This window comes from Streptomyces sp. NPDC059788 (assembly GCF_042732265.1).
Classification (GTDB): Bacteria; Actinomycetota; Actinomycetes; order Streptomycetales; family Streptomycetaceae; genus Streptomyces.
In genome coordinates this window covers 35784-57327 of sequence record NZ_JBHWHY010000030.1, presented here as the reverse complement: position 1 = coordinate 57327, position 21544 = coordinate 35784, and the positions used below count along the sequence as shown (strand labels likewise).

The 21544-nt window shown below is 72.0% G+C and carries 21 protein-coding genes; 5 read left to right on the top strand and 16 right to left on the bottom strand.

The features are described 5' to 3' along the window. Positions 1 to 61: 61 nt before the first annotated feature. Positions 62 to 784: a TetR/AcrR family transcriptional regulator gene (locus tag ACFV57_RS25415; protein ID WP_385236644.1), complete on the bottom strand. Its 723-nt coding sequence runs from the start codon at positions 782 to 784 to the stop codon at positions 62 to 64. Continuing rightward, a complete protein-coding gene (locus ACFV57_RS25410) occupies positions 781 to 2403 on the bottom strand; it encodes an MFS transporter (RefSeq protein ID WP_385236641.1) in 1623 nt (540 codons plus the stop codon). Before ACFV57_RS25410 ends, ACFV57_RS25415 begins: the two co-directional genes overlap by 4 nt. A 177-nt stretch (positions 2404 to 2580) precedes the next feature. On the opposite strand from ACFV57_RS25410, the gene panB reads away from it, so the two are divergent. Further along, on the top strand, positions 2581 to 3486 hold the full coding sequence (gene panB, locus ACFV57_RS25405) for a 3-methyl-2-oxobutanoate hydroxymethyltransferase (protein ID WP_385236638.1): 906 nt from the start codon (positions 2581 to 2583) through the stop codon (positions 3484 to 3486). 93 nt (positions 3487 to 3579) lie between these two features. Here panB and ACFV57_RS25400 read toward each other — a convergent pair whose 3' ends face one another. Next, positions 3580 to 3909, bottom strand: coding sequence for a branched-chain amino acid transporter permease (locus ACFV57_RS25400; RefSeq protein WP_385236635.1), 330 nt, complete (start codon positions 3907 to 3909; stop codon positions 3580 to 3582). Further along, positions 3902 to 4651, bottom strand: coding sequence for an AzlC family ABC transporter permease (locus ACFV57_RS25395; RefSeq protein ID WP_385236632.1), 750 nt, complete (start codon positions 4649 to 4651; stop codon positions 3902 to 3904). Before ACFV57_RS25395 ends, ACFV57_RS25400 begins: the two co-directional genes overlap by 8 nt. Positions 4652 to 4713: 62 nt before the next feature. Between ACFV57_RS25395 and ACFV57_RS25390 the strand changes: the two genes are divergently transcribed. The 3 genes from ACFV57_RS25390 to ACFV57_RS25380 all read left to right on the top strand — a co-directional run bounded on the left by ACFV57_RS25390 (position 4714) and on the right by ACFV57_RS25380 (position 7163). Continuing rightward, positions 4714 to 5172 (top strand): Lrp/AsnC family transcriptional regulator, encoded by a 459-nt coding sequence (locus tag ACFV57_RS25390; protein WP_385236628.1) that lies wholly within the window; start codon positions 4714 to 4716, stop codon positions 5170 to 5172. 87 nt (positions 5173 to 5259) lie between these two features. Next, the gene (locus tag ACFV57_RS25385) at positions 5260 to 6324 is read left to right on the top strand and encodes an ATP-binding cassette domain-containing protein (RefSeq protein WP_385236625.1); all 1065 of its coding nucleotides are present in this window, start codon (positions 5260 to 5262) and stop codon (positions 6322 to 6324) included. After that, complete coding sequence (locus tag ACFV57_RS25380; RefSeq protein WP_385236623.1) at positions 6321 to 7163, top strand: ABC transporter permease; 843 nt, start codon at positions 6321 to 6323, stop codon at positions 7161 to 7163. The genes ACFV57_RS25385 and ACFV57_RS25380 overlap by 4 nt, the downstream gene beginning before the upstream one ends. A gap of 24 nt (positions 7164 to 7187) precedes the next feature. Here ACFV57_RS25380 and ACFV57_RS25375 read toward each other — a convergent pair whose 3' ends face one another. Together ACFV57_RS25375 and ACFV57_RS25370 are read right to left on the bottom strand one after the other, a co-directional pair. Continuing rightward, positions 7188 to 10790, bottom strand: a complete 3603-nt coding sequence (locus tag ACFV57_RS25375; RefSeq protein WP_385236621.1) for a BTAD domain-containing putative transcriptional regulator — start codon at positions 10788 to 10790, stop codon at positions 7188 to 7190. Continuing rightward, positions 10787 to 11254 carry a DUF6578 domain-containing protein gene (locus ACFV57_RS25370; RefSeq protein WP_385236619.1) on the bottom strand — a complete coding sequence of 156 codons (468 nt, stop codon included), beginning with the start codon at positions 11252 to 11254 and terminating at the stop codon, positions 10787 to 10789. Before ACFV57_RS25370 ends, ACFV57_RS25375 begins: the two co-directional genes overlap by 4 nt. A gap of 151 nt (positions 11255 to 11405) precedes the next feature. Here ACFV57_RS25370 and ACFV57_RS25365 point away from each other — a divergent pair, with 151 nt between their 5' ends. After that, complete coding sequence (locus tag ACFV57_RS25365) at positions 11406 to 12194, top strand: site-2 protease family protein (RefSeq protein ID WP_385236616.1); 789 nt, start codon at positions 11406 to 11408, stop codon at positions 12192 to 12194. Positions 12195 to 12295: 101 nt separating this feature from the next. Here ACFV57_RS25365 and ACFV57_RS25360 read toward each other — a convergent pair whose 3' ends face one another. The 10 genes from ACFV57_RS25360 to ACFV57_RS25315 all read right to left on the bottom strand — a co-directional run bounded on the left by ACFV57_RS25360 (position 12296) and on the right by ACFV57_RS25315 (position 21307). Continuing rightward, a complete protein-coding gene (locus ACFV57_RS25360; protein ID WP_385236613.1) occupies positions 12296 to 13465 on the bottom strand; it encodes a methyltransferase domain-containing protein in 1170 nt (389 codons plus the stop codon). Continuing rightward, positions 13462 to 13776, bottom strand: coding sequence for a hypothetical protein (locus ACFV57_RS25355; RefSeq protein ID WP_385236610.1), 315 nt, complete (start codon positions 13774 to 13776; stop codon positions 13462 to 13464). Before ACFV57_RS25355 ends, ACFV57_RS25360 begins: the two co-directional genes overlap by 4 nt. Positions 13777 to 13869: 93 nt before the next feature. Further along, the gene (locus ACFV57_RS25350; RefSeq protein WP_385236607.1) at positions 13870 to 15111 is read right to left on the bottom strand and encodes a helix-turn-helix domain-containing protein; all 1242 of its coding nucleotides are present in this window, start codon (positions 15109 to 15111) and stop codon (positions 13870 to 13872) included. Positions 15112 to 15196: 85 nt separating this feature from the next. Continuing rightward, positions 15197 to 15403, bottom strand: coding sequence for a hypothetical protein (locus tag ACFV57_RS25345; RefSeq protein WP_385236604.1), 207 nt, complete (start codon positions 15401 to 15403; stop codon positions 15197 to 15199). A gap of 157 nt (positions 15404 to 15560) precedes the next feature. Further along, positions 15561 to 15866 carry a hypothetical protein gene (locus ACFV57_RS25340; RefSeq protein ID WP_385236601.1) on the bottom strand — a complete coding sequence of 102 codons (306 nt, stop codon included), beginning with the start codon at positions 15864 to 15866 and terminating at the stop codon, positions 15561 to 15563. A gap of 259 nt (positions 15867 to 16125) precedes the next feature. Next, on the bottom strand, positions 16126 to 16875 hold the full coding sequence (gene npdG / locus ACFV57_RS25335) for an NADPH-dependent F420 reductase (RefSeq protein WP_385236598.1): 750 nt from the start codon (positions 16873 to 16875) through the stop codon (positions 16126 to 16128). 13 nt (positions 16876 to 16888) lie between these two features. Next, positions 16889 to 17803: a carbohydrate ABC transporter permease gene (locus ACFV57_RS25330; protein WP_385236595.1), complete on the bottom strand. Its 915-nt coding sequence runs from the start codon at positions 17801 to 17803 to the stop codon at positions 16889 to 16891. Continuing rightward, positions 17800 to 18726 (bottom strand): carbohydrate ABC transporter permease, encoded by a 927-nt coding sequence (locus ACFV57_RS25325; protein ID WP_385236813.1) that lies wholly within the window; start codon positions 18724 to 18726, stop codon positions 17800 to 17802. Before ACFV57_RS25325 ends, ACFV57_RS25330 begins: the two co-directional genes overlap by 4 nt. 65 nt (positions 18727 to 18791) lie before the next feature. After that, positions 18792 to 20177: an ABC transporter substrate-binding protein gene (locus ACFV57_RS25320; RefSeq protein ID WP_385236592.1), complete on the bottom strand. Its 1386-nt coding sequence runs from the start codon at positions 20175 to 20177 to the stop codon at positions 18792 to 18794. Next, positions 20174 to 21307: an exo-alpha-sialidase gene (locus tag ACFV57_RS25315; RefSeq protein ID WP_385236588.1), complete on the bottom strand. Its 1134-nt coding sequence runs from the start codon at positions 21305 to 21307 to the stop codon at positions 20174 to 20176. The genes ACFV57_RS25320 and ACFV57_RS25315 overlap by 4 nt, the downstream gene beginning before the upstream one ends. Between the last annotated feature and the right edge of the window lie 237 nt (positions 21308 to 21544).

Sequence of the window (21544 nt, the reverse complement as noted above, 5' to 3'; positions counted from 1 at the left end):
TGTCATCTTTTGCGGCTGCTTGTCGTTCGATGTCTTTCCGGTGCCGGGCGGCGTCCGGCGGTCAGGCCCGCGGTCGTACGCCGTCCAGCACCGTGTCCACGATCTCCTCGGCCAGCCCCTCCGGCAGGTCCGCCCACTCGTGCAGCACGGCCCGGGACAGCACCGGGCCGACGAACAGGTCGGCGAGCAGGTCGATGTCCCGGTCCGTACGGATCTCGCCGCGCGCCATGCCGCGGCGCAGCACGGACAGCAGTACCTCGCGGCGGGCCTGGAGGACCGTCTCGTGGTACTCCCGCCAGAGCGCGGGCTGCGCCTTGACGTGCGTGACCACGGTGCGCAGCAGCGCCGAGTTGCGCTTGGCCAGGCCGCGGATGCGCAGGAACTCGATGATGCCCACGAGGTCGTCGCGCACCGAGGCGCCGGCCGGCGGCGGGATGTCGGTGTCCAGCGAGCGCATCACGTCCAGCATCAGGGCGCTCTTGCCCGGCCAGCGCCGGTAGACGGTGGCCTTGCCGACGCCGGCCTCGCGGGCGATGCGCTCCATCGACATCTCGCCGATGGAGACGCCGTCCTCGATCATGCTCAGGACGGCCTCGACGATCGCGGTGTCGGCGGCGGCGCTGCGCGGGCGGCCGCGGCGCGGGTCGGGGGCGCGGACGCCCGGCGCACCACCGGCCACTTCCGTGACCGGCACGGCGGCGCCCGGGGCCGGCGCCGCCGTATCCGCCCGGTCCGTATCCACCAGGCCCGTGTCCGCCGCGCCCGTATCCGCCGTGCGGCTCATGACCGTGCTCCCGCCTGTTTCCGCTCCGCACGGTCCGTACCGCGCGGAGCGGACCCCGTCCTGCCCGGCAGGAAGACCGCGACCACCACGGCGCCGAGCGCCGCGACGGCGGCCGAGCCCAGCGCGGTGACGTGCATCGCGTGGATGAACGCGGCGTGCGCCTCGTCGGCCAGCGCCTGCCCCGCCGGGCCCAGGTGCCGGGCGAGGCCGAGCGTCGCCTCGATGGACTCGCCCGCCGCGTGCCGGGCGCCCTCCGGGAGGCCGGGTACGGCGTTCAGCGTCCCGTCGATGCCGTCGCGGTAGACGGTGGACAGCAGCGACCCCAGTACGGCGACCCCGAGCGTGCCGCCGACCTGCCGGAACGTGTTGTTGAGGGCCGATCCGGAGCCCGCCTTCTCGCGCGGCAGCGACTGCATGACCGAGACGGTGACCGGCGGCATGATGTGCGCCATACCGGTGCCCTGGACGAAGAAGAGCACCTCCAGCACCCAGATCGGGGTGCCGGTGTCCAGTAGCAGGAAGCCGGCCAGGGTGGCGGCGACCAGCACCATGCCGACCGTGCAGACGGCGCGCGAGCCGAAGCGCTCGACGACGAGCCGGGCCCGCGGCGCGAAGATCATCTGCGCGCCGGCCAGCGGCAGGATCAGCAGGCCCGCCTGGAGCGGCGTGTAGCCGCGCACGCTCTGGATGTAGAAGACCATGAAGAACGTGACGCCCATCAGCGCGAAGAAGACCAGCGCGATGGCGCCCACGGCGGCGGAGAAAGCGGGCTTGCGGAAAAGATTGATGTCGATCGACGGATGATCGGTGCGCTTCTCGTACAGCACGAAAACGACCAGGACGAACAGGCCGCCCAGGACCGTGCCGAGCACCTGCGGGTCGGTGAAGTCGGCGAGCTGGCCGCCCTTGATGATCCCGTACACCAGCAGCACCAGGCCGACGACGGAGAGCAGCACGCCCACCGGGTCCAGCTTCCCCGGCCGGGGGTCCTTCGAGTCGGGCACCAGCACGATCATCGCGATCAGCGCGACGAGCACGATCGGTACGTTCACGAGGAAGACCGAACCCCACCAGAAATGGTCCAGCAGCAGACCGCCCGCGATCGGGCCGATCGCGACGGCCAGGCCCACGGCGCCCGCCCAGATACCGATCGCCTTGGGCTGCTCGTCCCGCTCGAAGACGTTCATCAGGACGGCGAGGGTCGCGGGCATCACGAAGGCGCCGCCCAGGCCCATCACCGCCCGGAAGGCGATGAGCTGCCCCGGCGACCCGGCGACGGCGGCCAGCACCGAGCCGACGCCGAACACCAGCAGGCCGAAGAGCAGCACCTTCTTGCGGCCCAGGCGGTCGCCGAGCAGCCCGGAGGTGAACAGCAGCCCCGCGAAGACCAGCGTGTAGGAGTTGATCGCCCACTCCAACTGGCTCTGGGTGGCGCCGAGGCCGGTGGGGGCCGGGGTGGCGATCGTCTTCATCGCCACGTTGAGTATCGAGTTGTCCAGCACCACGATCAGCAGGCTGAACATCAGGACGGTCAGGATCGCCCAGCGGCGGCGGTGGATGTGCTCGGGTACGTGCCGGTGCGCGTCGGCTATGCCGGAAGGTGCGGAGGAGCTGGCCATGCGCCCCAGCGTACGCCGCTTCCGATACGGCCCCGTTCCGTATTGCCGGGGCCGGGCGTTCCCGCCGTACCGCCCTCCCTTGCGCCCCTTCCACTCCCCCGGCCGCGCGTGCCAGCATGGAAGGGAGTCCGGAGACGCCGTCAGGGCGCTTCGAGATGATGAACAGGAGCCGTCACCATGACGCAGCTTTCGCCTGCCCCGAACCAGGGCGCGCAGGAGTCACCCGCACCCGCCACCGCGCCCGCCACCGACAGCAGCAAGGCGCTGTACGGGGGGAAGAGTTCGCGGCGGATCACCGTCCGCGACATCGCCGCCGCCAAGGAGCGCGGCGAGAAGTGGCCGATGCTCACCGCCTACGACGCGATGACCGCCTCCGTCTTCGACGAGGCCGGCATCCCGGTGCTGCTGGTCGGCGACTCGATGGGCAACTGCCACCTCGGATACGAGTCCACCGTGCCGGTCACGATGGACGAGATCACGATCCTGTCCGCGGCCGTCGTCCGCGGCACCGGGCGCGCCCTCGTCGTCGCCGACCTGCCCTTCGGCGCCTTCCAGGAGAGCCCGGTCCAGGCGCTGCGCAACGCCACCCGCCTGGTCAAGGAGGCCGGTGTCGGCGCGATCAAGCTGGAGGGCGGCGAGCGCTCCGCCCACCAGATCGAGCTGCTGGTCTCCTCCGGCATCCCCGTCATGGCCCACGTCGGCCTGACGCCGCAGTCCGTCAACGCGTACGGGGGCTACCCGGTGCAGGGCCGCGGCGAGGAGGCGGCCCAGCAGCTCCTGCGCGACGCCAAGGCCGTACAGGACGCGGGGGCCTTCTCCGTCGTCCTGGAAGCCGTACCGGCCGAGCTGGCCGCCGAGGTCACGCGCTCGCTGCACATCCCCACGGTCGGCATCGGCGCGGGCATCGGCTGCGACGCGCAGGTCCTGGTCTGGACGGACATGGCGGGCCTGACCAGCGGCCACGTGCCCCGCTTCGTCAAGCGGTACGCGAACCTCCGCGACGTCCTGGGCTCCGCGGCCAAGGACTTCGCCGAGGAGGTCGTCGGCGGCGCGTTCCCGGCGAAGGAGCACAGCTTCCGCTGAGCCGTGACAGCCTCCACCTGGAGGAAGGCCGGGCGGGCGGCCTCGAAGAAGACGCCCGCCCGGCCTTTCCCCGTTCCGCGGCGACGGCCGCGCTCAGTGCGCGAAGACCGTACTGGCCAGGATCACGTGGACGGCCGTGCCGCCGAGGATGCTCAACAGCGCGTTGCGGCGCCACAGATGCAGTCCGACGGTGACGGCCAAGGCGATCAGCGGGGCCAGGCTGTTCGCCTGGGTGAAGGACACGTCGCGCAGGCAGTAGGCGAGCAGGATCACCATGACGCCGGCGGGCATGCGGGCGCTGAGGTACTGGACGGTGCGGCTGGCACGCAGGGGCGTGAGGACGGCGAAGGGCAGGGCGCGCAGGCCCCAGGTGACCGCGGCGGTGACGAGGACGGCGGCGACGGCGTAACGCGTGTCAGGCATGGCTCGGCTTCTTGCTGGTGGTGAACTGACGGGCCAGGAGGGCGGCGGTGAACAAGCCGAAGGCGGCCAGGAGCATTTCGCCGGGGAACAGGAGCCGGGCGCCGAGTGCGCTGAGCAGGGCGAGCCCGGGGGTGGACAGTTCGCCGCGCAGGTCCCGGACGGCGTCGAGGGCGAGGACGGCGAACAGAGCGGTCAGGGCGAAGTCCAGGCCGGTGACGCGCTCCGGGATGAGGGAGCCGAGCAGGGCTCCGGCTATCGCGCTGCCCGCCCAGGACAGATGCAGGAAGCACTGCATCCACAGAATGCGGCGGCCGGGCCAGGAGCGGGCCTGTTCGCGGGTGGCCAGCACATACGCCTCGTCGCACAGCGCGAAGGTGGCGTACGTCCTGCCGAGGCGGCCGGATATGCGGTGCGCGGGGAAGGACAGTGCGTAGAAGACGTGCCGGACGTTCACCATGAACGAGGACAGCGCGATGGCCGCCAGCGGGGCCGCGGCGGTGACCAGGCCGATGAGCAGGAACTCGAACGAGCCGCCGAAGGCGAGCGCCGCGGACAGCCCCGCCCACCACCAGTCCAGCCCCGACTGCGTCACCAGCGCCCCGAAGGCGAGGCCGAGCGGGACGAATCCCAGGACGGCGCCGGCGGACTCCCTGAACGCCGCGGGGGCCTCGGAACGTCGCGCGGGCTCGGGGGCAGGGGCGGGCCGAGGACGGACCCCGGTGACGGCAGGGCTTGTTTCCATGGCGCAATCTTAGAAAGAATTCGACCTTATATGGTTTCCTCTTATCGCCCTACAATGGCTCCGTGCGCAATGAAATAACTCTTGATGCGGTGGACCGTGACATTCTGTTTCACCTCCGCCAGGACGGGCGGCTGACCAACGTCGAGCTGGCCAAGCGCGTCGGCCTGACCCCGCCGCCCTGCCTGCGCCGGGTCAAGCGGCTGGAGGAGGCCGGCGTCGTCACCGGATACCGGGCCGTCGTCAATCCCGAGGCGGTGGGCCGCGGCCTGGAGGTCTTCGTCGCCGTGGAGATCTACGCCCAGGACCGCAAGAGCTTCGAGGAGTTCGAGGCCACCGTGGCCTCCTACGAGGAGGTCATGGAGTTCCGCCGCATGTACGGGCGCCCCGACTACTTCATCCGCGTCGCCGTGGCCGACCACGCCGCCTACGAAGCCTTCCTCACCGACCGGCTCAGCTGCCTGCCCGCCGTCCTGCGCCTCGAATCCCACATGACCATGAAGGAGATCAAGGCCGACCGGTGAGGCGGCGCCGCCCGCCGACCGGCGGGCCGGCCCCGGCTGTCGGTCGGCTGTCGGTCGTTTGTCAGTGGGGGCTGTCATCGTGGGGGCATGACGCGAAAGACGACATCCAGCGGCGCGGGGAACGCCGTCGAAGTGCGGGGGCTGGTCAAGCACTTCGGCGACGTGAAGGCCGTGGACGGGGTGGATCTCGATGTGAGGGAAGGCACCGTACTCGGCGTGCTCGGGCCGAACGGTGCGGGAAAGACGACGCTGGTGCGCTGTCTGTCCACGCTGCTCGTGCCGGACGCCGGCACGGCGACGGTGGCGGGTTTCGACGTGGTGCGCCAGCCGCGCGCGCTGCGCCGCACGATCGGCCTCACCGGCCAGTACGCCTCGGTCGACGAGAAGCTCTCCGGCCGGGAGAACCTCTACATGATCGGGCGGCTGCTCGACCTGTCCCGCAAGGACGCCCGCGCGCGGGCGGACGAGCTCCTGGAGAGGTTCTCGCTCACCGAGGCCGCGGGACGGGCCGCCGCCAAGTACTCCGGCGGTATGCGCCGCCGCCTGGACCTGGCCGCCTCGATGATCGGCCGGCCCGCGGTGCTGTATCTGGACGAGCCGACCACCGGCCTCGACCCCCGCACCCGTAACGAGGTGTGGGACGAGGTCCGCAGCATGGTGCGGGACGGCGCGACGGTCCTGCTCACCACGCAGTACATGGAAGAGGCCGAGCAGCTGGCCAATGAGCTGACGGTCATCGACCGCGGCCGGGTCATCGCCGAGGGCAAGGTCGACGAGCTGAAGACCAAGGTCGGCGGCCGTACGCTCCAGATACGCCCGGCGCACGCCGCCGAGCTGGACCGGATGGCCGGTGCCATCGCGCAGGCCGGCCTGGACGGCATCGCGGGCGCCACCGCCGACCACGAGGACGGCGTGGTGAACGTGCCGATCGTCAGCGACGAGCAGCTGTCCGCCGTGGTCGGGATGCTCGGCGAGCGGGGCTTCGTGATCTCCGGCATCAACACCCATCTGCCCAGCCTGGACGAGGTGTTCCTGGCCATCACCGGCCAGAAGACCTCGGAGGCCGGCGCCGGCGGCCCGCAGGACGGACCGCAGGACCCGCAGACTCCGCAGGCCGCACAGGACAAGCAGTACGAGGAGGTTTCGGCATGAGTGCCGCGACGGTGGCGGCGCCGGGCAAGCCGCAGCGGCCGGGTGCCGACGAGGGCCGGATCGGCCTGCGGGCCCATCTGCGTCACACGGGCGCCCTGGCGCGCCGCAACATGATGCAGATCAAGAACGACCCGGAGTCGATGTTCGACGCCCTGCTGATGCCGATCGTCTTCACGCTGCTGTTCGTGTACGTCTTCGGCGGCGCGGTCGGCGGCAGCCTCGGCGGCGACCGCTCCGCGTACGTGAACTACATCATCCCCGGCCTGCTGGCCATGGGCGGTCTGAACATCGCCATGTCGGTCGGCTCCGGCGTCAACGACGACTTCAACAAGGGGGTGATGGACCGCTTCCGCACGATGCCGATCGCCCGTTCCTCGGTGCTGACGGCGAAGATGCTCGTGGAGTCCGGGCGGATGCTGGTCTCCACGGTCATCCTGCTGTCGCTGGCGTTCCTGATCGGCTTCGACCTGCGGACCGGCCCGCTGGAGCTGCTGGCGGCCGTCGCCCTGGCGCTGCTCTTCGGCTCCTCGCTGACCTGGATCTTCATGCTGCTCGGGCTGACCATGAAGACCCCGCAGGCGGTGCAGGGCATCGGCTTCATGGTGCTGATGCCGCTGCAGTTCGGCTCCTCCATATTCGCCCCGCCCACGACGATGCCGGGCTGGATGGAGGCCTTCACCAAGGTCAACCCGCTGTCGAACCTCGCGGACGCGGCCCGGGCCCTGATGAACGGCCAGGGCGCGGTGGCCCAGCCGGTGCTGATCACCCTGGCCTGGACCGCCGGCATCACCCTGGTGTTCGCGCCCCTGGCGGTGAACAAGTTCCGCAAGAAGACCTGACGCGTCACCTTCGCCCGGCTCGCGTCAGATGAGGGCGGTGGCCTCTTCCAATGAGAGGCCACCACCTTCGGCGTACGCCAGGTCGTAGGCGGCGTCGTCGAGCACCGCGCGGACCTCGGCCTCGGCGGCCGTACGGCTTTCCCGGACGATCCGCGGCGGCCGGCGGGACCTGCCGCGCAGCGCCTCGAACGCGCCGATCAGCCGCGCCGCGTCCGGTGCCGCCGACGCGCCCCGTACGCCCAGCAGCGCCCGCGCCCCGGTGATGAGCTGCATGACCGGCAGGTCCGGCGCGACCATCTGCGCGAGCTGGTCCTGCATCATCGACAGCGCCGACCGGAGCCGGGGCAGCGTGTCCTCGTACTGCCCCTCGTCGATGTCCAGGCCGACCAGCGCCGCCAGTACGACTCCCCGGAACATCTCCGGAGCGCGCGCCCCGAACAGCTCCCGCACCGCCTCCAGATGGACGCGCGCCTCCCGCAGCCGCCCGTCGCACGACAAGAGCATGGCGAGCGTGAGGTGGGCGAACGGCGCCGCGTCGCGGCCGCTGTTCCCCTCCTTCGCCAGCCGGAGCACCTCGTGCAGCAGCCGCTCGCCCGCCTCCTCCGCGCCGTCCTCGGCGAGGACGCTGCCGAGCCGAGTCCGCAGCATCAGGGACTGGCCGGGCGCGCCGAGATCCTCGGCGTAGCGCATGGCCTCCCGGTAGTCCTCCGCCGCGAGCGCGTACTCGCCCCGCCCCTCGCGGGCCTCACCGCGCCCCGCCAGGGCCTCCGCCGCGCCCCACGCGTCACCGAGCCGGACGAAGATCTCCAGGGACTCGTCGGCGTCCCGGCGGGCCTGGGCCAGGCCGTCCGGCCGGTCGTTGAAGATCTTGGACCGCAGCTGGAGCACGAAGGCCAGCTCCCAGTCGTAGCCGAACTTCCGGCAGGCGCGCACCGCCTCGTCGGACAGGTGCGCCAGGTCGGCGAACCGGCCCGTCAGCAGCACCGCGTAGTACCACAGGGCGCCCGGCACCTTGCAGGTCTGCGGCAGGCCGCTGCGGTAGGCCGTCAGGATGCCGGTCAGCTCGTCGCGCCGCTCCGGTCTGCGCAGCACATCGAGATCGCTCTCCACACTGGCCAGCTCCACCAGCCGGACCTCGCGGCGCGCCTCCTCCAACTGCTCGGGGTCCATCGGCGGCGGCGCGTCGATGGGCCGCGCGTGCAGGGCGGGCGCGGGCTCGACCGGCAGCGCGAACGGGTCGGGCCCGAGCGCCGACGCGGCGGCCGCCCAGGCGCGGGCGTCGGCGCGGTGGTCGCGCAGCGACCAGAACCACTGGAGGGACAGCACCAGGCACAGCGCCTCGTGCTCGTCGTGGCCCGCGATGGCCCGGCGCAGCGCGGTCCGCAGGTTGTCGTGTTCCAGTTCGAGGCGTTCCAGCCAGGCGCTCTGGGCCGGTCCGCGCAGCAACGGGTCGGCGTTGCGGGCCAGTTCGCGGTAGGCGACCAGGTGGCGCCGTTCGGCGGCGGGCCGCTCCCCCGCCTCGTCCAGGCGCTCCCCGGCGTACTCCGAGACCGTCTCCAGCAGCCGGTAGCGCATCCGCCCGTCACCGCCCGGGGCGGCGACCACCAGCGACTTGTCGATCAGCGAACCGAGCAGGCCGGCCACATCGCGGGGCCCGACGCGGACCCGCGGGTCCGGAGCGGCCGGAGCGGCCGGGGCGGCGGCAGCTTCCGCACCATCCGTACCCGCCGCACCACCCGTACCGCCCGCACCCTCCTTGACCGCCTCGTCGGACGGCCCTTCCGGCCCGTCTCCGCAGACCTCCTCCGCCAGGGCCAGGTCACAGCCGCCGGAGAAGACGGACAGACGGCGCAGTACGGCCCGCTCGGCGTCGTCGAGCAGGTCCCAGGACCAGTCGACCACCGCGCGCAGGGTCTGCTGCCGGGGCAGTACGGTGCGGCTCCCGCTCGTCAGCAGCCGGAACCGGTCGTCCAGCCGGTCGGCGAGCTGCCGCGGGGTGAGCAGGCGCAGCCGCGCCGCGGCCAGTTCGATGGCGAGCGGCAGCCCGTCGAGCCGCCGGCAGATCTCCGCGCACGCGACCGGGTCGTCCTCGACGCGGAACCCGGGCCGGGCGGCGGCGCCCCGGTCGGCCAGCAGCCGCAGCGCGACCGGGTCGGGCAGCGGCTCCACCGGCCGCAGCGCCTCCCCCGGCACGGCCAGCGGCTCCCGGCTGGTGGCCAGCACGGTCACACCGGGGCACTCGGCCAGCAGCCGGTCCGTCAGCTCGGCGGCGGCGCCGATCACGTGCTCGCAGTTGTCCAGGACGAGGAGCATCCGCCGGCCGGCGCAGTGCTCGGCGAGGCGCGCCATCGGGTCGTGCACGGTCGGGTCGGCGACGGCGCGCAGTTCCTCGGCGGTGGTACCGCGTACGACGGTCTCGCGCGCCCCGAGCGCGGTGAGCACCGCCTCCGGGACGGTCTGCGGATCGTCCACGGGCGCCAGCTCCGCGAACCACACGCCGTCCGCCCACAGGTCCGGCGCCGCGGCGGCGGCCGCCTCGGCGCTCTCCTGGGAGAGCCGCGTCTTGCCCGCCCCACCCGGCCCGAGCAGCGTCACCAGACGGTGGGCCGCCAGGTCGGCGCGGATCACCGTCAGGTAGTCCTCCCGCCCGACGAAGGAGGTCGTCCGGGTACGGAGGTTGCCGGGACGGGCGGGGGGTGCGGCGCGGGTGACGGGGCCGGGGCCCCCCTCACCCGTACCCCCACCCGCCACACCAGCACCAGCACCAGCACCAGCACCAGCACCAGCACCAGCCTGACCATCCGACCCCCCGCGCCCCGGCCCCACCCGCGGTCCCGAATCGACCCGCGAATCCGAACCGCCCCGCGAATCGGAACCGCCCCGCAGCAACTCCGCATGCAGTCCGCGCAGTTCCGGGCCCGGCGCCGCGCCGAGGCGGTCCGCGATCGCGGCCCGTACCGAGGCGTACGCGTCGAGCGCCTCCGCCGTACGGCCCGCGGCCCGCAGCGCGCGCAGGCGCAGCGCCTGCAACGGTTCGTCGAGTGGGTGGTCCTCGCACAGGGCCGTCAGCGCGGCCAGCGCCTGGCCGGGCCGGCCGAGGTCGACGTCGGCGGCGAGCCGCGTACGCCGGGCGTCCAGATGCCCGCGCTCGGCACGTACGGCCTCGCCCGTCGCCTCCGGAAGGTCGGCCAGCGCCGGACCGCGCCAGAGCGCCAGGGCGTCGTCGAGCAGCACGGCGGCCTTGACCGGGTCGCCGTCGGCGAGGGCCTGCGCCCCCTCGGCGGCGAGCTGGTCAAAACGGTGCAGGTCGACGTCGGCGGGGTCGGCGCGCAGCTGGTACCCGCCGTGTACGGAGGCGATCGCGTCCCGGCCGACGGAGCGGCGCAGCCGCGCGATCAGGGCCTGCAGCGCGCCGGTCGCGTCGGCGGGCGGCTCCGGACCCCAGATGTCGGCGATCAGCAGCTCGGGGGTGAGCGCGCGGCCGGGCCGCAGCGCGAGCGCCGTGAGCAGTGCGCGCAGGCGCGGGCCACCGAGGGCGACGGGCGTCCCGTCGCTCCGGTGGGCCTGGGCCGTCCCGAGGATTCCGTAGCGCACCGACCCATTGTCCTGTACGGGCGACTGCTTCATGGTCCGGACTCCCCGCGCGCCACATCCACCCCGACAACCACACCGCACTCACCGTGGCGGCGAGCACCCGCCACCCCGCCCTCTCCCCCACCCGTAACCCGATCCACAACCCGAGCCGCGAACCGCTTCGGGCACCGTTCCACCGGACGCAGCCACCGCTCCCCGGGGACGGGCCGCCCGTCCCCGCCGTACCCGACCACCACCACATCTATCGACCGGACGTGCCCGGCCGGCCACGGCGCCCCCGAGCCCTTCTCCGGCGCGGCGCCGTGCAGCGTGGCCACCCGCAGCAGCCCCCGTTCGTCCAGGCAGTCCGCCCAGACGGCCGCGTCCGCCTCCGCGACGCTCTCGAAGACCAGCGGCCATGCGACCTCGTCCCCGACCGCGAACGGCGTGCCGCAGCACTCCACCTCCCAGTCCCGGTGGAGCACCCGTACCGTCCGCTCCGCGCCCGAATCCGCCATGGGGCCAGCCTGCCCGGAACCTCCCGCCCGCCGCCTGTCGTTTTCCGTGCGCGGCCGCCCGTGCACGGATACGGTCATGCCTGCCCGTCACCCACCACAGCGATACCCGGCAGTACCCGGCCCCGCCCAGCGACACCAGGAGCACCACACGATGACCTCAGCAACACAGCGCGCCGACCGCCGCGTCAGCCCGGTCTTCCTCGCGCTCGTCGCCGTCATGGCGGTGTCGGGGTGGGCCGTCTGGACGGGCCGGCTCGCGGCGAGCCCCGGCTTCGCCGTCTTCCTGTTCGTGGTCTCCGGCTGGATCGTCTCGCTGTGCCTGCACGAGTACGCCCACGCCCGCACCGCGCTGCACAGCGGCGACATCTCCATCGGCGCCAAGGGCTATCTCACCCTCAACCCGCTCAAGTACACCCACGCGCTGCTCAGCATCGTGCTGCCGGTGATCTTCGTGATCATGGGCGGAATCGGCCTGCCGGGCGGCGCGGTCTTCATCGAGCGCGGCCGTATCAAGGGCCGCTGGCGGCACAGCCTCATCTCGGCCGCGGGCCCCCTCACCAACATCCTCTTCGCGGCGGTCGTCTCGGCCCCCTTCTGGCTGGGCGCGATGGACGGCGTCCCCCAGCAGTTCCGCTACGCCCTGGCCTTCCTGGCCCTCCTCCAGGTCACGGCCGCCATCTTGAACTTCGTCCCGGTCCCCGGCCTGGACGGCTACGGCGTCATCGAGCCCTGGCTCTCCTACAAGATCCGCCGCCAGGTCGAACCCTTCGCCCCCTTCGGCCTGATCGCCGTCTTCGGCCTCCTGTGGGTCCCCGAGATCAACCACATCTTCTTCGACGCGGTGGACGCGATCCTCCGCGGCCTCGGCATCACGAACTGGGACACGTACTTCGGCCAGGAACTGTTCAGGTTCTGGCAGGGCGAGCCGCAGATCCCGTAAGCGGGCGGGCTGAGCGGGCCGGGCGAGCGGCCGGCCACGCCGTGACCGTACGGGGTACGAGATGCACGGTACGAGGCACCGGCCGCCGCCGCCCGCCCCCGTCAGCCCGGCACCGGCCTGTCCGGCGAATCGAGCCACACCCGTTCGCCGTCGCCGTCCACGGTCAGCCCGAAGCGCTCGAAGCCCGGCTGCCCCTGCCGCTCCCACCAGCGGTACGCGGCGGCCACCTCGTCCCACAGGTTCCGGGGCCCGTGCTGGCAGACCTCGAATTCCCGGTGTCCCGGTACGTGGTCCGCCGTCGCCCAGGACGTGACCTCCGTGTCCCGGAGCCACAGCGTGTAGGAGCCGTCCTCGTACGACTCCATCCACGGGAACGCGTCCGGCACTTGCACGCCGATGGCGAACATGACGTGCCAGTCCCCGATATCGTCCGGGGAAAGGGTGGTCGTACCGCGTATTCCGTCCGCCGGCCATGCGCGGCCACCGAGGTATTCCCGTACGTGCTTGCGCCCATTGCGTTGGGCGCGCAGCCGCATGAATGCCGAGGAACCCACGAAACGTCCCGTGGCCGTGCCGTCCTCGGCCACGGAAAGGCGGACCACCGCCTCGCCGCCGTAAACCGGCCCCCAGGGGGCGACGATGATTCCGCCCGGTCTCGTCTGCGTCACCCATGGGCGGGGGACGCTGCCGATGGAACACGTCGCGATCACCCGGTCGTACGGGGCTCCCCCGGCGTACCCCTCGGCTCCGTCCCCGACCACGGTGACCGGCTCGAACCCGGCCGTCTTCAGGCGTCGCCGCGCGTCCCGGGCGTTGGTTTCGTCCACCTCCACGGTGACGACGTTCCCGGCCCCGGCCCGGTGGGACAGCAGAGCCGCGTTCCAGCCGGTACCGGTGCCGATTTCCAGCACCCGGTGGCCCTTTTCGACGTTCAACGCGTCCAGCATCGAAAAGACCATGGTCGGCATGGAATTGGAGCTGGACGGGACCTTGCCTTTGCCCGGCCCGGTGTAATTCCCGTCGTCCCATTGCGTCGTGATCGGCGCGTCGTGGTGTACGGCCGCCCACCACGTCCCGGGATCTTCGGTACGGATCACCCGCTCGTCCTGCCGGTTCATACCGGCCCGGCCGGGCCAGATCACCTCGGGCACGAACAGATGACGCGGCACCGCCTCGTAAGCCGGCAGCCAGTCGCTCGTCAGCGCGCCCTTTTCCATGAGCACGGCGGCGAGCCTTTCCGGACCCGCCGCCATTGCGTCGTGCACGGTCACCGGCCCTCCGCCGGACCCTGACCGTCGTTCGTGTTGCCGCCCTCGTCGGAGCCGCCGCCACCGTGCTTGTTGCCGCTGTCGCTGTCGTCCTGCGGGTTGCCGCTCATCGCGGGCCAGTGGCGTGGATGCCGCCGGATCTCGTGACTCGCTTCCACGGCCACGAAGACGAGCCCCGCGACCCGCGCCCCGGCCCGGCGCTCGGCCTCCACGACGCAACGGGCACAGCCTTCCCTGGGAGCGGGATCGATGTCCCCGGCGAACGGGTCGAGCAGGTGTACGGGGCGGTCGAGGGTTCCTCGGTGTGTGTTCATGAGGACACCATGGCGCCTGCGTGCAGTGCATCACAGACACTCCGCGTAGCAGTTCGGCGAGAAGGTCCGCGCAACCACCACGCTGCGTAGCAGTCAGCCGTTGATTCCCAGATGGGAGGCCAGAGTTCGCATGTCTGTGGTGAGCGTTCGCGTCCGGGTCGCCAGCACCTTCTCCAATACGCGACGTGCCATCGGCTGATGCCGCATCCACTCCGGGTGTGACCGGTAGATACCCATGAGTTCGCCCGTGGCGTCATGGTGGGCGCCGGCCAGGCCGTGAGCCTGCGCTACGTCCAGCCGGTATCGGCCCCACACATTGCTGGTGGGCGTGCCGTGGGCCTTGAGGCTGTCCAGGTGGAGCGGCCCGGTATCCGCTCGCCGCAGCACACCCCGCGCGTCGCCTTTCAACGACAGATCTTCGATGACCTTGATCTCCGCAGTGGCCGGTCCGAACGGCCCCCAGTGGGTGCGGAAATCGGTGTGTTCGCGGCCGATGGCGTGCGCGGCAGTGGCGGCCATTCTCCTGGCGTCTTTCACCTCCGCCTTCCGGTTGTTGCGGACTGCGGCCGCGGCGACGCGGAGCAGCAGTTCCCCCCAGATGGCCAATTCCTCCGGAGCCGCCTTCGAGATCCGGGGCTCCACCACGTCGGCGGTGTCCGATGCCAGATCCGCGCATTCGGCGAAGCGGTCCTGCCGCAGCAGGAGCCAGCACATCCCGATGACGCCGACAGCGGCCGTGGACATCTCATCGACCTCACGGGCATCCCGGATGCCCGAGGCCAGGGCCTGGTAGGCCAAGTCGTACTGCCGGACCTGCGTCAGGTACTTGCCCGTCAGGAACAGGGCACGCGCCCGGGTCATCAGCGCCTGGTGCCGCTGCTCGTCCCCGTCGGCCATGCGCACCCGTCCTTCGGCGGCGGAGAGGATGCCGGGCAGCCGCCGGGCGACCGAGTCGTAGCGGTCGGCCTGGTAGAGCGCGTGTGCGTCGTCGATGTCGCGCAGCAGCCCAGTCAGGGGCGCGCCCTCCCCGAGTGGCCTGGCCACATCGGCGAGCCCCACGGGCGGCATCAGGTGACGGCGGAGTTCGAGCAGCTGCTGACGGCTGGGACCGTCGTCACGGATCGGTTCGGGGCTGGCGGCCGGAGCGAACAGTGCTGCCGTCTCGACGTCGAGGGCTTCCGCGAGCTGCGCCAGCGTTTCGACGCGTGCTACACCGCCCTGTTCCAGCTTGCGCACGGTCCCCAGGGACACTCCGGCCGCCTCGGCCAGACGCTCCTGGCTCCACCCCAGGCAACGGCGGTGTTTGCGGATGTTGGACGAGATCTCCGGAGACATGGCAATCACCTACCTCTGGCACCAGAGTAGGGGCTCGTGCGAACGCCAGGCCCCACAGGCGCCGGGGCCGGGCCCCGGCCGGCCCTCAGCCCGCCACCGCCGCCCCCTCGCGGTTCGCGCGGCTCTCGCGGTCCAGCTTCGCCTTGCGGACGTAGAACCAGGCCATGTTGCTGGAGACGCCCGCCATCAGGATCCAGACGATGCCGAGCCAGCTGCCCTGGACGAAGGAGACGACGGCCGCGGCGACGGCGAGGACGCAGACGACGAGGGCGAAGACGGCGAGGCGGGGCATGGGGTCGGCTCCTGTGCGAGGGGGTGTGTGGTGTTTTCTCCAGTGTCCACCATGGCTCCGGGAGCCTCGGCCGAGGCCCCGGCGGACGGGACGTGCGTCCCGGTGCCGGGGCCGATGGTCCCGGGTGGCCGCCCGGGGGACGCGGCGGGAGGCGGGGTCAGTCGCCGTCCGCTCCGGTGAGGTGACGGCGGGCCTCGCGGCGGGCCGCGTAGCGTTCCCGGCGGTTGCCGGTCCTGACCATCGCCTGCCATTCCCTGACGCAGCCGCGCTGGTGGCAGCCCGCGCAGCAGGTGCGGCCGAGGAGCATCACGCCGGGGTCCGCCCACCGGCAGCGGGTGTGGGCCGGCTCCCGTGCCGGGCGCGGAGGCAGGTCGCAGGGGCCGTAGCGGTGATCATGGACCGGCCGGGGGCTGTGCTCCGCGTGGCGTACCCACAGTGGTTTCGTTCTGTCCGTACGGGACATCGCGTTCCTTCCGGAACCCGCCGCCCGGACTCCCGGACCTTCCGGGCGGGCGGCCAGGGCAACCACCGGGTCGACCACCGCATGAGGGCACGCCCCTTCCCGCCCGACGCACCGGGCATCCCCGCCCGACGTACCGGGCGCAAGCCCTCCACGGAGGTGGAAAGCCTTTCAGGATATGGGTGCCTGGGAGCGCGGGCAAGGGATCACCGGCGGGCCGGTCCGCCCGAGTCCGCCCGGTGCGGGCGAGCCCGCCCGCCCCTCACACGTCCGTGATCCGCAGCCCCGCGTGCGCCTTGTACCGCCGGTTGACCGAGATCAGGTTGGCGACCAGCGACTCCACCTGGTGCGCGTTGCGCAGGCGGCCGGCGAAGACGCCGCGCATGCCGGGGATGCGGGCGGCCAGGGCCTGGACCTGGTCGGTGTCGGCGCGGGATTCGCCGAGCACCATCACGTCGGTGTCGATCTCGGCGATCTCCGGGTCCTGGAGGAGGACGGCGGACAGGTGGTGGAAGGCGGCGGTCACCCGGGAGTCGGGGAGCAGGGCCGCGGCCTGTTCGGCGGCGCTGCCCTCTTCCGGCTTGAGCGCGTAGGCGCCCTTCTTGTCGAAGCCGAGGGGGTTGACGCAGTCGACGACGAGCTTGCCCGAGAGTTCCCCGCGGAGCGATTCGAGGGTCTTGGCGTGGCCGTCCCACGGGACGGCGACGATCACCACGTCGCTGCGCCGCGCGCACTCCGCGTTGTCCGCGCCCTCGACGCCGTGCCCCAGCTCGTCCGCGGCGGCCCGGGCGCGCTCCGCGGCGCGCGAGCCGATGATCACCTTCTGGCCCGCGCGGGCGAGCCGGTAGGCCAGGCCGCGCCCCTGGTCGCCGGTGCCGCCGAGGACGCCGACGACCAGGCCGGACACGTCGGGCAGGTCCCAGGGGTCCCGCTTGAGGGCCTTCTTGGCTTCGGTCGCGACGTTCACGGGCTGCGCGCCGTCGCCGGTCCGGGCATCGTCAGGAGTAGTCATGACAGCGATACTGTCACGCCTTCACGCTGCCCTCGGTGAGCCCCGTACGCCAGTACCGCTGGAGGACGGTCATCAGCACCATCAGCGGCAGTACGGACAGGAACGCGCCGCCCACCGTGTACTGGTACAGCTCCGGTTGCCGGTCCGCGTAGCCGGTCCAGGACGTCAGGCCGAGCTGGATGGGGTACAGGTCGGCGTCGGAGAGCATGACCAGCGGCAGGAAGTAGTTGTTCCAGATGTGCACGAACTGGAAGAGGAAGACGGTGACCAGGGCCGGGGTCATGAGTCTCAGGCCCAGTCCGGCGAAGATCCGGGCCTCCCCGGCGCCGTCGATGCGGGCCGCCTCCAGGAGCGAGTCGGGTACGGCGGCCGCCGCGTAGATCCGGCAGAGGTAGACCCCGAAGGGGCTCACGACGCTGGGGAGCAGGACGGCCCAGTAGGTGTTGGCGAGGCCCATGGAGCTGAAGAGGAAGTAGAGGGGGAGGGCGAGGGCCGTGCCGGGGATGAGGACGCCGGCGAGGACGAGGTTGAAGACGGCCTCCCGGCCCGGAAACGCGAACTTGGCGAGCGCGTAGCCGGCCGCCGCGGAGAGCAGGGTGGCGGCGAGGGCGCCGATGCCCGCGTACAGGAGGGAGTTGGCGAACCAGCGGACGTAGACGCCGTGGTCGTAGGTCAGGACGTCGCGGAGGTGTTCCAGGGGGCGCGGGTGGGCGAACCAGAAGCCGAAGGTGCCGAAGAGGTCGGCGCTGTTCTTGGTGGCGGAGACGACGAGCCAGTAGACGGGGACGAGGAAGTAGAGGGCGGCGAGGGTGAGGAGGGAGGCGGTGATGATGCGGTACTGGAGGGGGGCCTGTGTGGCGGCGCCGGGCGGTCGGGCGGCGGCGCCGGACGGCCGTGCGGGGTCCCTGCGCACGGTGGTACGGCTCACCGGCCGTCCTCCTTCCCGCGCTGCCCGACCAGCCGCAGGAAGCCGAACGACAGCACGCAGGCGACCAGCGCCAGCAGCACCGCCTCGGCCGCCGCGACGTGCTGGTTGTTGCTCACGAACGCCTCGCTGTACGCGTGCAGGTTGGGGGTGAAGCCGGAGTCGATGGTGGCGGCGAGGGGCCGCAGCACCATCGGCTCGGCGAACAGCTGAAGCGTGCCGATGATGCTGAAGACGGTGGTCAGGACGAGCGCGGGCCGGATCAGCGGGATCTTGATGTGCCGGGCGATGTGCCAGGCGTTCGCGCCGTCGATCCGCGCCGCCTCGTACAGCTCCTCCGGTACGGCCTTGAGCTGGGAGATCAGTACGAGCATGTTGTAGCCGGTGAACTGCCAGGTGACGATGTTGGCGATGGACCACAGGACGGTGTCGCGGGCGAGGAAGTCCACATGCAGGCCGAGCGATCCGCCGATCTCCACGAGCGGGCTGATGCCCGGTACGTACAGGAAGCCCCACAGGATGGAGGCGATGACGCCGGGGACGCCGTACGGCAGGAAGAACGCGCTGCGGAAGAACGTGACGCCGCGGGCGCTCGCGCTCTCCAGGAGGAGGGCCAGTACGGTCGCCAGGGCGATCATCAGCGGTATCTGAACGACGCCGAAGAGCAGCACCCGGCCGAAGCCGGTCAGGAAACGGTCGTCGGCGAGCGCGTGCGCGTAGTTGGCGAGGCCCGCGAAGACCTCGCGCTCCTGGCCGCCGAGGCCGAGCGGGCCGGTGCGCTCGGTGCGGTACAGGCTCTGGTGGACGGCGTAGACGATGGGGGCGATGAAGCAGAGGAGGAAGAGGGCGAGGAAGGGCAGGACGAAACCGGCGGCGGCGCGGGCGTTGCGGGCTTCGGTACGGGTGAGGCGGGGCGCCCGCCGCACGCGACCGGCGTCGGCCCGGCTGCGGCTGCGACCGCCACCGCCACTGAAGCCGCGGTCGGGTCGGCTCACCCGCCGCTCTCCACCTTCAGGCCCTTGCCCCGCAGGTCGGCGACGGTCTGCCCCTGCACGGTCTTCAGCACCGACCGGAACGAGCTGCCGTTGTCGAGCGCTTCGGTGAAGGCGTCGCCGAGCCGCTGGTAGAGGGTGTCCACGCCCGGCCCCCACTGCCAGCTGGTGTCGACGTGCGCGCCCGCGTCCGCGAAGACCTTGCTGTACGCCTGGCCGCCGAAGAAGTCCCGGTACACGTCGAGGTCGGCGGTCGCGTAGCCCTTCTTCGCGCTCGGGAAGCCGTAGCCGCCGTCGATCAGCAGCGCGATGGACTTCGGGTCGGAGTTGAGCCACAGGGCGAAGTCCAGCGCGTCCTTGGGGTAGGCGGCCTTCGCGAAGACGGCGGTGGTCGAACCGCCCCAGTTGGCATGCACGTTGGCGCCCTTCTGCCACTGCGGCAGCGGGGCGACGCGCCACTTGCCCTTGGTGCCGGGCGCGTTGCCCGCCAGCAGCGCGTCGCCCCAGCTGGCGCCTATCCAGGCGGGGATGGCGCCGGTCTGGATGTCCTTGTACCAGGCGTTCTGCCGGTCCGGGATGGTCTTGACGAGCTTGCGCCGGACCAGCGACTCCCAGTAGTCGGCGACCTTGCGGGTGGGCTCGTCGTCGATGTGCACGATCCAGGTGTCGCCCTGGGTGGCGTACCACTTGGCGCCCGCCTGCCAGGACAGCCCGGCGAAGCGGTTGCCGTTCGTGGGCGCGAACGTCTCGATCCAGGCGCCCTGCCGGCGGACCGCCTTCGCCGCCTCCTCGTACTCGTCCCAGGTCTGCGGGAGCTGGATGCTCCACCGGTCGAAGAGGTCCTTGCGCAGGAAGAATCCCATCGGGCCGGACGCCTGGGGAATGGCGTAGACGCCCTTGCCGAACACGGACTGCTGCCACTGCCAGCCCACGAACCGGTCCTTGTAGCGGGCGGCGCCGAGCGCGGACAGGTCCAGCAGGGCGCTGTCGAGCAGGAAGCCGGGGACGACGGGGAACTCGATCTGGGCGAGGTCCGGCGGGTTCCCGGCTTTGACGGCGGCGTGCATCTTGGCGTACTGGCGGCCGTCGACGGCGGACACCTTCTCCACCTCGACCTGTACGTCCGGGTGCTCGCTGTTCCACAGGTCCACCGGTTTGTCGATGCCCGGCACCCACGACCAGAACGACAGCTGGATCTTCTGGCCCTTCTTGCGTTCCTTCGGCGCCGCGCCGTCGTCCCCGTCGCCGCAGCCGGCCAGCGTGAACCCGGCAGCGGCTGCGGCGGCCCCGCCGAGGAGGGACCGGCGGCGGACCCGGCCCGGCTCCGGGCCCCGGCCCCGGTCGTGGCCCCGGTCCCGGTCGCTGTCGTACGTACCGGTGCTCATGCCAGCTCCTCCACGGGGATACGGCGGAAGGTGATCGTCGAATAGGCGCTGAAGTCGCCCGTCTCGTAGAGCAGCCCCACGGTCGCGGCGTCGATCCGTACGAGGTCGGAGTAGGCGGCCGGCAGCCCGTCGACGGTGTGCGCGGCGCACCAGGTCAGACCGCGGTCACGGCTGGCCCGTACGGTCATCAGCGCGCGGGCGTCCGGGTCGGCGGGGCCGGAGAAGAGCAGCACATCGGGCTCGCCCAGGTGCAGCACGCTGCCCTCGACGACGGGCCCGGTCAGCCCCGCCTGCGGCCGGAAGGGCCGGATCAGCCGTTCGCCGCCGGCCGCGGGTGCGGAGTGGGCGTCGGCGCGGTTGCCGGGGGCCGGGGAGTCGTTTCGGGTGTTGAAGTAGAGGGTGCCGTCGGGGAGTTCGGCGGCGGTCGTCTCGTTGGCGTTGATGTAGCCGTTGGGGTTGCTGTCCGTGTAGCCGATGCGCCAGTTCGCGCCGTCGTCGTCGCTGAGCAGGACGTGGCCGCCGTTGTAGCGGCCTTCGGTGCCGTTGTCGCCGGAGACGGTGGGGGCGATGGAGTGGTTGGCGGGGACGACCAGACGGCCGGCGTGCGGGCCGCACCGCAGGTGCAGGGCGTGGCCGGGGGTGGTGGCGTACCAGCGCCAGTTGGAGCGCTTGGCCTGCGCCGTGATCTCACGCGGCACGCTCCACGTGGCGCCGTCGTCGTCACTGTGCTGCACCCATACGCGCCGCCCGTCGGCGGCGGACACCAGGCCGCGGCGGATGCGGTCCTCGGTGGCGGTGGCGGCGTTGCGCACCTGTACGAGGACGATCCGGCCGCTGTCCAGCACGACCGGCGCCGGATTGCCCGCCGTACCGGTGCCGTTGCGGGCGACGGCCTGGAGCGGGCCCCAGGTGCGGCCGCCGTCGGTGGAGCGTTTCAGCACGATGTCGATGTCGCCGTGGTCGGCGGCGCTGTGCACCCGGCCCTCGGCGAAGGCGAGCAGGGTGCCGGTGGCGGTGGCGGTGGTGTCCCCGCCCGCGGCCGGGGGGCGGGTGGTGACCACGGCCGGGATGCGGAAGCTCGCGTAGCCCTCGGACCCGGCGCGGAACGGAAGGGAAGTCTCGTGAGCCATGGGTCCTCCCCCAACGGCCGGACGTAGGACGTCCTCTGTCAGCGTGACCATAGGGAGCCCCCAACTGGCCGTCAAGGCACGGCACACGTCTGGCGCGGCACTCCACCCGACCGCGTCACCGCGGCGCGCCGGGCACCGGAGCGCCATGCGTCCGACGCCTCGAAGCCATCCGGAATCCATCTGCCGTTGGGCGCCGATATCCGCGTGAGCGGGGCCGGTTGAGGGATGAACGGTCGC

Bases quoted from the DNA above. Each gene is read 5' to 3' on its own strand.
- ACFV57_RS25395 (WP_385236632.1), bottom strand. From the start codon at position 4,651: ATGGAAACAAGCCCTGCCGTCACCGGGGTCCGTCCTCGGCCCGCCCCT.
- ACFV57_RS25355 (WP_385236610.1), bottom strand. From the start codon at position 13,776: ATGAACACACACCGAGGAACCCTCGACCGCCCCGTACACCTGCTCGAC.
- ACFV57_RS25320 (WP_385236592.1), bottom strand. From the start codon at position 20,177: ATGAGCACCGGTACGTACGACAGCGACCGGGACCGGGGCCACGACCGG.
- ACFV57_RS25340 (WP_385236601.1), bottom strand. From the start codon at position 15,866: ATGTCCCGTACGGACAGAACGAAACCACTGTGGGTACGCCACGCGGAG.
- npdG (WP_385236598.1), bottom strand. From the start codon at position 16,875: ATGACTACTCCTGACGATGCCCGGACCGGCGACGGCGCGCAGCCCGTG.
- ACFV57_RS25375 (WP_385236621.1), bottom strand. From the start codon at position 10,790: ATGAAGCAGTCGCCCGTACAGGACAATGGGTCGGTGCGCTACGGAATC.
- ACFV57_RS25380 (WP_385236623.1), top strand. From the start codon at position 6,321: ATGAGTGCCGCGACGGTGGCGGCGCCGGGCAAGCCGCAGCGGCCGGGT.
- ACFV57_RS25345 (WP_385236604.1), bottom strand. From the start codon at position 15,403: ATGCCCCGCCTCGCCGTCTTCGCCCTCGTCGTCTGCGTCCTCGCCGTC.
- ACFV57_RS25350 (WP_385236607.1), bottom strand. From the start codon at position 15,111: ATGTCTCCGGAGATCTCGTCCAACATCCGCAAACACCGCCGTTGCCTG.
- ACFV57_RS25410 (WP_385236641.1), bottom strand. From the start codon at position 2,403: ATGGCCAGCTCCTCCGCACCTTCCGGCATAGCCGACGCGCACCGGCAC.
- ACFV57_RS25370 (WP_385236619.1), bottom strand. From the start codon at position 11,254: ATGGCGGATTCGGGCGCGGAGCGGACGGTACGGGTGCTCCACCGGGAC.
- ACFV57_RS25415 (WP_385236644.1), bottom strand. From the start codon at position 784: ATGAGCCGCACGGCGGATACGGGCGCGGCGGACACGGGCCTGGTGGAT.
- ACFV57_RS25365 (WP_385236616.1), top strand. From the start codon at position 11,406: ATGACCTCAGCAACACAGCGCGCCGACCGCCGCGTCAGCCCGGTCTTC.
- ACFV57_RS25400 (WP_385236635.1), bottom strand. From the start codon at position 3,909: ATGCCTGACACGCGTTACGCCGTCGCCGCCGTCCTCGTCACCGCCGCG.
- ACFV57_RS25385 (WP_385236625.1), top strand. From the start codon at position 5,260: ATGACGCGAAAGACGACATCCAGCGGCGCGGGGAACGCCGTCGAAGTG.
- panB (WP_385236638.1), top strand. From the start codon at position 2,581: ATGACGCAGCTTTCGCCTGCCCCGAACCAGGGCGCGCAGGAGTCACCC.
- ACFV57_RS25315 (WP_385236588.1), bottom strand. From the start codon at position 21,307: ATGGCTCACGAGACTTCCCTTCCGTTCCGCGCCGGGTCCGAGGGCTAC.